11 protein-coding genes and 1 other annotated feature are annotated in these 12,201 nt (G+C 45.3%); of the genes, 5 read left to right on the plus strand and 6 right to left on the minus strand.

Going from position 1 to position 12,201, the window contains the following annotated elements; translation table 11 throughout:
- Positions 1-17 precede the first annotated feature (17 nt).
- Together AC1ECB_RS24095 and AC1ECB_RS24100 are read left to right on the plus strand one after the other, a co-directional pair.
- Complete coding sequence (locus AC1ECB_RS24095) at positions 18-644, plus strand: HD-GYP domain-containing protein (RefSeq protein ID WP_485666161.1); 627 nt, start codon at positions 18-20, stop codon at positions 642-644.
- Between the two features lie 60 nt (positions 645-704).
- On the plus strand, positions 705-878 hold the full coding sequence (locus AC1ECB_RS24100) for a hypothetical protein (protein ID WP_485666162.1): 174 nt from the start codon (positions 705-707) through the stop codon (positions 876-878).
- Between the two features lie 239 nt (positions 879-1,117).
- Here the strand turns inward: AC1ECB_RS24100 and AC1ECB_RS24105 are convergent, their stop codons facing one another.
- Positions 1,118-1,720 (minus strand): dienelactone hydrolase family protein, encoded by a 603-nt coding sequence (locus AC1ECB_RS24105; RefSeq protein ID WP_485666163.1) that lies wholly within the window; start codon positions 1,718-1,720, stop codon positions 1,118-1,120.
- 186 nt (positions 1,721-1,906) lie between these two features.
- Here AC1ECB_RS24105 and AC1ECB_RS24110 point away from each other — a divergent pair, with 186 nt between their 5' ends.
- Both AC1ECB_RS24110 and AC1ECB_RS24115 read left to right on the plus strand, forming a co-directional pair.
- Positions 1,907-2,254 carry a hypothetical protein gene (locus AC1ECB_RS24110; protein ID WP_485666164.1) on the plus strand — a complete coding sequence of 116 codons (348 nt, stop codon included), beginning with the start codon at positions 1,907-1,909 and terminating at the stop codon, positions 2,252-2,254.
- On the plus strand, positions 2,247-3,050 hold the full coding sequence (locus tag AC1ECB_RS24115) for a hypothetical protein (RefSeq protein ID WP_485666165.1): 804 nt from the start codon (positions 2,247-2,249) through the stop codon (positions 3,048-3,050). Before AC1ECB_RS24110 ends, AC1ECB_RS24115 begins: the two co-directional genes overlap by 8 nt.
- Before the next feature lie 105 nt (positions 3,051-3,155).
- Here the strand turns inward: AC1ECB_RS24115 and AC1ECB_RS24120 are convergent, their stop codons facing one another.
- From AC1ECB_RS24120 to AC1ECB_RS24130, 3 genes are all read right to left on the minus strand, one after another.
- Complete coding sequence (locus AC1ECB_RS24120) at positions 3,156-4,829, minus strand: serine hydrolase (protein WP_485666166.1); 1,674 nt, start codon at positions 4,827-4,829, stop codon at positions 3,156-3,158.
- Between the two features lie 70 nt (positions 4,830-4,899).
- The gene (locus tag AC1ECB_RS24125) at positions 4,900-5,829 is read right to left on the minus strand and encodes a DUF5050 domain-containing protein (RefSeq protein WP_485666167.1); all 930 of its coding nucleotides are present in this window, start codon (positions 5,827-5,829) and stop codon (positions 4,900-4,902) included.
- A 2-nt stretch (positions 5,830-5,831) separates the two neighbouring features.
- On the minus strand, positions 5,832-6,926 hold the full coding sequence (locus tag AC1ECB_RS24130) for an N-acetylmuramoyl-L-alanine amidase (protein WP_485666168.1): 1,095 nt from the start codon (positions 6,924-6,926) through the stop codon (positions 5,832-5,834).
- 134 nt (positions 6,927-7,060) lie between these two features.
- Positions 7,061-7,323: a binding site (T-box leader), on the plus strand.
- A gap of 214 nt (positions 7,324-7,537) precedes the next feature.
- On the opposite strand from AC1ECB_RS24130, the gene AC1ECB_RS24135 reads away from it, so the two are divergent.
- Positions 7,538-8,128 carry a tryptophan transporter gene (locus AC1ECB_RS24135; RefSeq protein WP_485666169.1) on the plus strand — a complete coding sequence of 197 codons (591 nt, stop codon included), beginning with the start codon at positions 7,538-7,540 and terminating at the stop codon, positions 8,126-8,128.
- Positions 8,129-8,189: 61 nt separating this feature from the next.
- Here AC1ECB_RS24135 and AC1ECB_RS24140 read toward each other — a convergent pair whose 3' ends face one another.
- Complete coding sequence (locus AC1ECB_RS24140; RefSeq protein WP_485666170.1) at positions 8,190-9,263, minus strand: HD-GYP domain-containing protein; 1,074 nt, start codon at positions 9,261-9,263, stop codon at positions 8,190-8,192.
- Between the two features lie 188 nt (positions 9,264-9,451).
- Positions 9,452-12,037: an ATP-dependent chaperone ClpB gene (gene clpB / locus AC1ECB_RS24145; RefSeq protein ID WP_485666171.1), complete on the minus strand. Its 2,586-nt coding sequence runs from the start codon at positions 12,035-12,037 to the stop codon at positions 9,452-9,454.
- Between the last annotated feature and the right edge of the window lie 164 nt (positions 12,038-12,201).

Here is a 12,201-nt window from a genome sequence, read left to right on the forward strand (position 1 = left end):
AAGGGCATGATAAATTGTTGCATCAAATTACAGTTGACGATCTGCACGAAATGGTGGATGCGCTGACCACCGCGCTTGATGCCAAAAACTCATATATGTGCGGACATTCTGAACGTGTGGCGAAGCTATCGCTGTTATTGGCTACTACTATGGGGTTATCGCCGGCAGAGCAGACGCGGATTCATATTGGGGCACATTTACATGATATTGGCAAAATAGGTATTCCTGACGTAATCCTTAATAAACAAGGAAAGCTGACAGATGATGAATTCAACATCATCCGTCAGCACCCGGCAATAGGCGATAACATTGTGGGTAAACTCAGGCTGTTCCACTCAGTCGCTGATATTGTTCGCCATCACCATGAACGCTTTGATGGCAAAGGTTACCCTGATGGCTTACGAGGGCATGATATTTCGTTAGGAGCGAGGATTGTGGCTGTTGCTGATGCTTTTGACGCGATGACCAGCGCCAGGGCTTACCGTACGGCATTCACTCTTAGTCAGGCGATAGCGGAAGCACAGCGCTGTCAGGGTACTCAATTTGATTCGGATATAGTAGCGATATTGGTTGATTTGTCTACGAAGAATAAACTTATTAGCAGTGGCGGCGGAGAAATTCGCAGTCTAGTAGCTACTGCATAAAGCGAATCTTAGAGCAACTTAGTCATCAGATAAAGAAGTGATTTTAAAGGAGGTCGTGATATGGAAACTCTGTTAGTAAGTCTCATAGGAATAGCGGCGATTGGATACGCAGGATATATGGTTTGGCAAAGCATTAGCGGAAAACCTGGTTGCAGTTGTGAAAATGCCGGCTCTTGTCAGAATAGTGGCGGCAGTTGTTGTTCGACAAAAAAGGTTTTGCGGAAGCTTCCTTAAACTTAGGTAAAAGAAATAATTCGAATAGCAGCGGGACGGTTTTTGACTTGAATAACTATTCTAGTCAAAAACCGTCTCGTACTGTAAAAATCTATGGGTTATTTTATTCTTGCAAGTCTGTTAGGGCAAAGGAAGTATCTATGCGATTGTTGGTGCGATTATTCTGACCTTGTACGGCGTAATCCCGACATATCTCTGCTGGGAGTGCTAGTGATAATGTACTGGCCTAGATAAATTAGTCACACGTTATACTTTTTAATAAAGGACAGTATTTCCATACAGGTTTTAATTGAGGATCTCTTATTATAACTTCGCGAAAATGGATTAGCAAATCCGTGCTGACCTGATATTTTTTTAACTTGGATATTATCGAAGTTACTTAAACGAGAAAGCAAGTTGTCCACATCAAATGCTTTTTCTTCAGTCGGAAAAAACAACAAGACAGGACATGTAGGCTTTATTTCGAGGTAATCTCGTATTCTTGAACCATAAAAGCCAATAGCTAAATCGCACAAACCTGTGTCGCTACACAACCACGCAAGTGTAGCCCCCACGCTATAGCCCAACACGTAAACTTTTTTATAATTTGCGCGCACATTATGTAGAACTTCTTTTATTTGATTGAACGCACTCTCAAAACCAACACTATTCATAAAATAATTATAAGCTATTGCTTCTTGGTCATAATAAAATGACTCTCTACCATTAAGTAAGTTAGGCGCAATACTGTCAAATTCATATTCTGAAAACTTCTCACAAACTTCAATTATGTGTTTATTTATACCGTAAATTTCGTGTAAAACGATAATGACTGTATTAGAGTGATGAATATAGGCTAGCATCAATACCTCCGCATCCTGTGTTTTTCATAATAATATCATATAGATTCAGCGCTGAAAAGCAGGCTGGAATTTCTGCGTCGGGTTAGAATGAAGCAGAATACTCGCCTGCATTCTATTTTTCTGTATGCATAACCTAACCTGGGGAACAATACCTAACAAGAAAAACAATCCAGGGGGTGAAGTAGTATGAGCGAATATTACCGACTCATTCGCCATAGTGGTAACAAAGATTTGTTTCGCGTGGTTGAGATGTCGGTGGCAGCTCTTGTAAGCGGGCACCCATTTCATATTCAGGCTGATGGCTTGGCGGCGATAAAGGCGGCACTTAAAATACGTTTGGCGGCTTTGCTACAAAGCCATTTTCTGTTACCTAGCAGCGGCAAGGGCAGCAGTGACAACCGGGGCGGACAGGGGAGAGCGCAATTTATTGATCCATTACATACCAGGATTATTGCACCACCTAAACCAGCCATACCGCTTAGCCGCTTACCTGACGAGCAGCTGGTCACGAAGGAAATCAAGTCACATGGTTGATAGTCTCAATACCAGCCTTGCGCAATTATCCCTATCCCGTTTAGGGGTGGCAGCGGCAGCCATTGATGAGGCTCTAGGACTCGGGCAGGGGATACGCCTTGGACAAAGTACTGTTTTCAGCAGCAAAGTGCATGCTTTTAATTCACACAGCCCTGAGCATGTGAAAATCATGGTGAATACTGATGCTGGTCAAGTTTTTTATTATCGATCAGACAGTGGTAGGATTGGTCATTTAGATATTTTTCACGAGTGTGGTGCGATCAATCATCAAGTAGCAGCCTACTATGTTTGTTCAGCCCTTGAACGGTATCGTACCATCGCTGTACAGCAGTCAACAATGATGGGTACCGGAGTGCTTAACCCTGATCTTGTGGATATTCAGACAGCTACCGGCGGTGGGCGAATAACCGGCAGTTTGCATGGCGGACAAAAGCCTTCTGTGCGGCGAGTGCATGAAAATCACGTGCATGTAGCACTCCAGCTGCCGACAAACAATCTGTTATGTCTGTTTTATATTGTGGCGGCGGTTGAAACTGCTATACTGGACTTAGGTTTGGAGCTTAGATGCAATGAACGCATTTCGTATGTTGAGGCGGCTGACTGTCAATCTGACCTTAGCCCATACACTGATCAAACGGATTCTTTGCTTGCCGGTCAACTATTGGCTAAGCATAACCAACAGGCTGGTTGCCTTGTGTCTGATAGTACTCCCGGCTTAGCAACTGAGTGCTCGCCTGAATATAGTTATACAGGCAGTCGATTTGGTGTGGGTCCGCTGCCAGCAGAGAATTGTTGAGGACAGACCTTTGTGTTTTGAAAAGAAAAATTATGCTATTGAAATAAACAGGTTTGCCGGGGTTCAAGTCGACGGACCGTTGATATATCGCAGGAATGACGTTTGCTAGTGGGGTGTATAGCCAGATAACGATAAGTTAAAAATTATCTTGATTTTGAGGGCAGCAGCTAATTCGCGAACAGGAACCAGCAACTGGCCGTTTTGTATATAAGGAGCTTGCGGCAAGGCCAGAGTTTTGCTATTAACAGTCATACTTGCTTGCCCGGCAGTTAAGGTAGCTTTACTTTCGGCAATAGTAAAGGTAACGGTATCATCTGTTTGCTCAAGACCGGTAGAAAGGGTATCAGCTGCTGTTATCGCTGGTAGAAAGAGAAGTTGTTTTTTTCTAGTTTTAATTATGGAGACAGGGGTTTGCAGGAAAATTTTGCGATTATTGACAGTAATAAAGCTGGCTCCGGCTTTGGCTTTTAACTGTTTGGGTTTATTGCTGGCTTTGGGAGCAAAGGTAGTAAATAATGTTTTGGCAATGGCGTTTTCCACACTGTAATAGGGATTGGCATCTATGAGGTTAGCCCCGTTCATTAGGAAGACTATACCCAATTTGCTGTCAGGGTCATAGTAAGCATCACCGGACAGTCCATAGGCTTCGCCAGAGTGGCCAACAAGACGTTTTCCTGGCACCAGGTCATCGGTAATATGGAAGTTCAGACCTTTTTGTTTGTAAAAGCCACTCATACTATAGCCAAACCACTGCATGCTATGCATCAGGTCTGCTGTGTCTGGTTTAAGGATACGGGTGTGCTGTTTAACCATGCCGCCGTTCATATGAACCTGGAGAAATTTGGCTAAATCAGTAGAATTGGTGCGTAATCCGCCGGCCGGAGAATGAGCAAGTGCACCAGCACTTATTGCTGGCGTGGGTTTAGTGCCGTTATAATTATCCTTTGTTGGCCGAAAGCTGGTTAGGGACGCATCCGGGCGATATAATACGGCTATGTTTTGCCAGTTTATAATATCGGACGGTTCGAAGCTGGCACTCATGTCGAGTGGCTGGAAGATATATTTGGTACAGTATTTATCAAAAGGAAGGCCGGAAATTTTTTCAACAAGCGTTCCAACAATGCCTGTGCCAAAATTGGAATAGCTAAATTGTGTGCCTGGGGCATAATTGCCAAAGGTGTCCGGATCATAATACTGACCATCAGGAACCAGCATATCTTGGATATCCATTTCCTGCAACAAGGCAGGTGTCCCTTCCAAAATGGTATTATAGGCGCCACTGTCAACAATACTGGAGGTATGAGTCAGCAACTGGCGAAAAGTGATTTTGACATCAGAATAGAGGGGATTTCTTATTTGGTAGCCTAGGTATTGACTGATATCGTCATCAAGACCAAACTTGCCCTGCTCATAAAGCTGCATTAGCGCCGTGGCTGTGATCATCTTGGACAGGGAGGCAACGCGAAACACTGTTTCAGCGGTTACGGTGCGGTTGGTGGCCAGGTCAGCCCAGCCGTAACTGCCATTCCAGATGAGCTTGCGTTCGTTGAAGACAGCCGCTGATAGGCCGACAACCTTGTATTTTTCCATGGTGGTCAGCAATTGCTTATCAAGAACCGTTGGTTTGGCGGGCAGCTTATAAGGCGGTAAGACATAATAGCCTGGCGGCGGTTCAAGTTGGTTTGCCTGGGCAGAGGATGTCGGCAGGCTTAGGATAAGGATAAGAATAATGCCTGTCAAGGCGGTGGATAGATATTTTCCAAAATGGTTAGAGAACATAGGACCTCCTTAGCGTTGATGACTGGAATGAGCTCTACCCGGAGCGCATTCCATGGCTGAGGAATAGGTTCTAGGGTGTGAAAAATAAGCGATTATAATATACCGAATTGCCGATAAGGATGATTGGCTGCGGTCCAATGCCTAAATCGCAAATCAGCTGCTGGTTGTGGTTGTTAAGATTAATTCGGTATAAGGCGTGATTGGCTGATGTATTGGTAAAATAGACAAAGCCATTAGCAACATTAATAAAACCGGCCTGATCATCTGTCAGCTTGGTGCGCCCCTGACCGTTGGTGCTGATGGCGTAGAGCTTTTGGTTGTCGCTATAATTGCTATAGTAAATAGTATCGTCAGCTACGGCCATGAAAAGAACCTGATCGTCGGCAATCTTGCTGCGACTAGTGCCGTCAAGCTTAATTTTGTACAGCTTGTAATCGTCAGAAGCGTTGAGGTAATAAATCCAATTACCGGCGACGGTAAGATTTTCAGCCTGGTTGTCACATAATTTTTGCGGCTCAGACTGACCGTCTAAGGCCAATTTGTAGATGGTATTAGACGGCGTAGAATTGTCATTGCTCCAGTTAATATAGACCAACCAATTGCCAACTACGGTTAATTGGCTGGCAGGCTGGTTGCCAATTTTGGTTTTTTCGGTGCCGTCAAATTGCATCCGGTAAATATGATGCTGGTCTGACCAATTGGAATAATATAGATATTTCCCGGAAATAGTTAGGCTCCAGGCTTCGTCGGTGCTGATAGTGACAGGTCTTGCTTCACCCGGCCTAAGCCGGTAGATATTCTCTTGACCGCCAGCGTAAATATCGCCGGTAAGGTCAAGGTAATACAAAGTACCGTCGTTATCAGCAACAGCCAGGCCATTATTGGCGGTATTTGCCGGAGGGTTAGTAACGGGAACGGCAAAAATATAGGCTGGGATAATAACTAGCCACAGGATAAGCAGAACGATTACTATCTGCTTGCATAAGGCGGTTGGTGCCATGCTTAGTTCCTCCTTACTGTCAGTGCGGAAACCAAAAAGTATTTTTCTGTAGCCTGGGAAATTGCCTGGGCAGCTTGCTGGCGATAAATTCGCTGGGATAGCATTTTGGCATCCTGCGGATGAGGCATCATGGCAACTTCGACAATAACTGCCGGAACCCAGCTGGAGTTTAGGACGACCAGGCTGGGACGGTCTTGCAGTGGATATTGATGAAGATGGAGCGTGTTTGCCAGCTCATTTGCCAACAGAGTGGCTAATTCTTTAGCCGGTTTGGGAGCTGCTGAGTTGTAGAGGGCGGTAGTTCCCCGGTATAGCTTTCTGGCAGCATCAGGCATATCAGCAGGCATAGAATTATTATGAATAGCAAGGAAAACGTCAGCCTGTAAAATGTTGGCGGCATCGGCCCGGTCTAACAGACTGGGATTGCTGTCATCTGTTCTGGTCATATACACATCATAACCATGCTGTCGGAAGATATCACGGCTTAACAGGGAGATATCAAGGTTTAGCTCTTTTTCCAGCAGATAGTTACTGGTTGCGCCTAAGGCTGTACCACCGTGCCCGGGGTCAAGTACTATGGTTTTAGGCGGAGGAGAGGTGAGAATATCAGAAAAAGTCAAGACAAGATAGGTGCGAAAGATAATGGTGTCGTCAGGCTGCATTACCTGTTTACGTTTTACTGTCGTTACTGTGGCTGTGGTATTTTGTGAAGAATAGGCAGCAGTTAGTATAAAATCATTTTGGCTGTCAGGATTTATTGCTAGCTTTGTTAAACGCGGGGAGAAGTTTATAAGAGTAACTGCATTGGAGTCGGCAGGCAAGGTTGATTGTGCAGCTACTGTGAGTGTAAGTATGTGGTTTCTTTCTGTTATATGATAGTGCGGCTCAAAGGTGTAAGCCAGGGGGTCAGGTACACTGGCTGCAGGCAAACGGGTTTCCACTGCTACGGCGACAACATCTTTGTGATCAAGCTGAAATGTTTTTACCGCGACTACGCTGGCGGGGAATGTTTCTGCCAGGTCAGCCGCCGCAGGCATCGGGGAAAATAAAAAAATAATGGCGATAAACATGATGACATAGGATATAAAGACAGGCATAGTTACACCTCACTATAATAGAGATAGATAATAAAAATGGTTCGTCATTAAAATAAAAATACCTGCCAAGTAATCTGAGTATTGACAAATGTACGTGTCCCTTGGTATGCTATATACATCATAGTTGTATATTGTGAATGTCAATGACCAGGGAGAGTAAACATTCAGTGGAAGCTGCAGCGAGCCAATGGTAGTGAGAGTTTGGCGCCGACCGGTATGTTGAATGGGCCTGGGAGATGCAGTCTGAGCCGGTAAGCGGGGTAGGTGCTGACGGGATTTTTCCGCCGTTATCAGGAAGCAGGTATCGGACAAGTGTCCCGTACTTTGATGAGCCGGACCAGAGCAGTTTTGTTGTGGTCAATAAGGGTGGCACCGCGGGTTATTCCCCGTCCCTTGGATATATACTATCCAAGAGACGGGGTTTTGTTTGTTTTGTGGCTGATACTTTAGAATTGCAGATAAGCTGCCATCTGCGTTGTTGCTCCTGCGGGCTTCACTCCAGCGTACAACCCCAGTACGCTTGCGTTCCAGTCCTCGGGGCGCCTAGCAGCTGACAACTTCTCTGCAATTCCGGCAATTCATTATTAATTATTAGAGGAGGTTGTTGAGTAATGGAAAACAAAGAGCGAGAGTTAGTAACTGTGACTACCGGGCAAGAGGGACGGTTTCGCTGGGCGGCTGTTTCCGCCATGTTGCTGGCGATTGGTGCCATCCTTAGGTTGGTAAGTCCGAGTATTGCCGGAATTTCACCTAACTGGATTATAGCCATGTATTGTTTGGCGATTGTGCTATTTCGTCTGCCTGCCAGCCGGGCTATGGGTATCGGCTTAGTGGCAGGTGCGCTTTGCCTGGCAACTTCCAAATCGGTTTTTCCGTATGGTAACCTGATTAGCGAACCTATCGGGGCTTTGGTATGTGCGCTGGTAGTGGGGTTGCCGCTTAGTATGAAATTGGGGCGACTGGATCTCAGACCAGCCATTGGCGCGTTATGTGGTACCTTGGCCAGCGGTCTGACGTTTACAACGTTAGCAAAGCTCCTGTTGGGTTTGCCGCTTAAGGTTTATTTGTATGGCATGCTACCCGTAGTAGTGACAATGACAATTGCCAATACGGTTGTTGCGCAGGCATTGTTCTATCCGGTAACGGCGCTGTTAGGCGGCTTTGTTGCCAAGCATAAGGAAGACAACAGGGTTAACAAGTAAAGAAAACACCTGTTTTGAGTTCTTTCTCAAAACAGGTGTTTTCTTTTGCCCGGCAATAATTTCAATTAACATTTGCCCAATATTCCGGATTAACGAGACGTTTGATAAACAGGGTTTTGGTAGTGGCAAGATCAATGATTGTGCCGCTATGGGTTTTAACTACCGGTTTATCTAAGTGATCGGTGTTGAAGAAAATAATCTGTCCAGTACGACCATCACTTAGCAGAACAGGAGAATTGATGAGACAATCGCGTATATAGCGAATAAAGGGTTGGCAGATGCCTTGATCTAGTTTATCAAATAATTGCTTGGACATATATTCTAAAACCGGCAAGGGATTGGCTTCTTCGCCTGAGTATGCATGTTGATGAAACAGATCAGCAACCGCAATGATGCGGGCGAAAAGGTGAATTTTATTATTGGCAGAGCCCATGGGAACTCCGCTGCCATCCATCAATTCATGATGCTGGAGAACTGACAGCAATACTTCCTGGGGCAAAGAAGGTACATGCTGCAGTAGTTTAGCACCCTTTATTACATGAGCTTTGGGCTCTAAGCCGGTCTCTTTTGAAACTACCAGTTTGCCGATATCGTGCAAGAGTCCTGCCAAACAGAGCACATGTATTTTATCGTCTGAGAGTTTGAGTTTATGACCAATGATGGTACTAATAAAAGCTACCATGACCGAGTGGCGGGTAACCTTATCTGCTAAATTATAGTCGCTGACTAAGAGGTAATCCATTATGGCAGGGCCGGTTGACAGTACAGTAGAATAGATACTAAAAGAGGTTTCTTTTAGTTCCTGTATGGGAATTTGCTTGGTATTACGAATAAAATCAAAGGAGTTAACAGAGTTTGTTAGTAAGTTGTCATATTCTTTAAAAAAGTCAGTAAAATTTTCTGTCAGCCCATCTTTTTTTGCTGATGTTTCTCCTGGTGCGTTACTTTCCGGTGAACTAGTAGTTTCGCTGGACACAAACACATGACTAACATTCCACATAGTTAACAACGAAATAGTACGAGGCGCAATAATGACATCTTTCCCAAGCAGCACCTTGCCGCTGACTGACAGGACTGGTTCGCCGATAGCCATGCCGGGAACCAATTCTTTGACGGCGATCATCCTGGTGGACACAATACCAGCTCCTTTTAAATGAAAAAAATATAATGGTAACATAAGTATAAATTAGATTATAATGGGAGACAATCAGTCAAAAGTCATGGTGCTTAGTACTAAAGTCCTAGAGGATTGATGTATTAATGCTAAGGGTAAAGAAAAAAATCCCAGAATAAGACTGGGATTTTTTTCTATTATCAGGAAGATTAACGGTTTTTTACTGATAAGACTATTTTATCAGTGGCAGCACTTAGGTGTACAGTGCTGCCTTCAGGCACTTCACCACGGATAATCATTTTGCTCAGTTCGGTTTCTATCATGCGGCTGATAAGCCGTTTTAGGGGGCGGGCGCCAAATTGAGGATCATAGCCAGTTTGAGCGAGCAGGGCAAGCGCCTTGTCATCCCAATTTAGGGTGATGGTTAGCTGCTTTTGCAGCCGTTTATTTAAATTTTCCAGCATAATGGCCGCAATATCAGCTACTTGTTTGGTAGTGAGCGCATTAAATACGATAATATCGTCAATCCTGTTTAAAAATTCGGGCCGGAAGTGTTGTTTTAAAAGTTCCAACACCCGTTTCTCCGCAGTTGCAAAATCACTGTTCAAAATTTCATGTGATCCCAGGTTGGAGGTCATAATAATGATGGCGTTTTTGAAGTCAACAGTACGTCCTTTGCTGTCCGTCAATCGGCCATCATCCAGAATCTGCAGCAATACATTAAACACGTCACTGTGGGCTTTTTCCACTTCGTCCAGCAAAATAACGCTATACGGACGGCGGCGTACGGCTTCGGTTAATTGTCCCCCTTCATCATAACCAACATAGCCGGGAGGTGCGCCAATGAGGCGGGCTACGGTGTGCTTTTCCATATATTCGCTCATATCCAGGCGAATCATGCTGCGTTCGTCATCAAAAAGTACCTCAGCGAGAGTTTTGGCCAACTCGGTTTTACCGACACCAGTCGGTCCCAAAAAGATGAAGGAACCGATTGGCTTGCTGGGATCCTTGATGCCGGCCCGGGCCCGGATAATGGCTTCACTAATGGCTGTTACGGCTGTTTCTTGGCCTACTACCCGCTGATGCAGGTAAGTTTCCAGGTTGACCAGTTTTTCCCGTTCGCCTGTCAGGAGCTTGGTTACTGGTACGCCTGTCCAACGGCTGACTACTTTGGCAATATCGTCTTCATCCACTTCTTCTTTGAGCATGGTTTTGTGCGAGCGATTCTGGGTAAGCTGTCCTTCCTGGGCTGTAAGCTTTTTCTCTAATTCTGGCAGACGGCCATATTTAAGTTCAGCCAGTTTGTTTAAGTCATAGGCCCGTTCAGCTGCTTCCATTTGGGTACGAACGGTTTCAATTTCTTCTTTGACCTTTCGCTGCTCAATAATAGCCTGTTTTTCCAGTTGCCATTGAGCTTTTAGCACGTCTGCCTGCTCTTTAAGGCCAACCAATTCGTGATGGATGCGCTCTAGCTTGTCTTTGGAAGAAGAATCAGTTTCCTTTTTGAGTGCCTGTTCCTCAATCTCAAGCTGCATGACCCGGCGGAGGAGTTCATCCAACTCACTGGGCATGGAGTCAATTTCAGTACGCAGTTTGGCTGCTGCTTCGTCCATCAGATCAATGGCCTTGTCGGGCAAAAACCGATCAGCAATGTAGCGGTCAGACAGCACGGCGGCGGCTACTAAGGCAGCATCCTTGATCTTAACGCCATGGTGTACTTCATAACGTTCGCGTAAGCCCCGGAGAATGGAAATAGTGTCTTCGGTGTTGGGTTGGTCTACCAGGACGGGTTGGAAGCGCCGTTCTAAAGCGGTATCTTTTTCAATATGTTTGCGGTATTCGTTTAATGTGGTGGCGCCGATACATTTGAGTTCACCTCTGGCCAGCATGGGTTTTAGGATGTTGCCCGCATCCATAGCGCCTTCAGCAGCACCTGCCCCGACGACAGTATGCAACTCATCGATGAATAAAATAATCTTTCCTTCGGCTTTGGTGATTTCGGCTAATACTGTTTTGAGGCGCTCCTCAAATTCACCACGGAATTTGGCACCGGCAACCAGGGCTCCGAGGTCCAGTGAATATACGATCTTATTTTTCAAGGTTTCAGGTACATCACCAGCAACAATACGCCTAGCTAGTCCCTCAACAATGGCTGTTTTACCAACACCGGGTTCACCGATAAGTACAGGGTTGTTTTTGGTGCGCCGGGACAGAATCTCAATAGTCCGGCGGATTTCTTCATCCCGGCCAATTACCGGGTCTAGTTTGCCCTGTTTAGCCAGTTCAGTCAAATCGCGACCATACTTGTTTAGTGCTGCAAGATTTTCGTCAGGATTGTCGTTGGTAATGGGCTGACCGCGTCTAAACTGGTTTACTATTTCCTGAATCCGGCTGCGCGTCAAGCCAAAATCACGGCAGGTGGTCACTAAGTCACTGTCCCCATCCTCGGCAATGGCCATCAGCAAATGTTCGACACTAATATACTCGTCTTTCATACTTTCTGCATGCTTTGCGGCTAAGGCCAATACCCGCAACATGGCTGTATTCATGCGTAAGCCGCTTTCCTGACCACGCACCGAAGGCAGGTTTTTCAAAAGTTGTTCCAGTTTTGTGGTTAGTAACCGTACATCAATAGTTAGCTTGCTTAACAGATAGGCCATGATGCCATCAGCATCTTTAATGAGGGCGAGAGCGAGGTGTTTGGCCGTCAGTTCCTGGTGGTAGTGCAAGGCTGCCAGCTGTTGCGCTTCCTGCAAGGCTGCAGCTGCTTTTTGGGTATATTTTTCGCTGTTCATGACTATACCTCCTAAAAAAATTATGTCATACTTTCAGCAGAGATATTCATAGGTAATGTTTACAATTAAATATTACCAGAAAAGTGGTATTAATTGGAGTTGAATAATGAGGCATAGCAGGCGATTTTAGGCATAGTGGAGTGATTTGAAGCCAAAAATATAGC

The sequence above is a fragment of the Sporomusa sp. 246TCP1 genome (assembly GCF_057319775.1).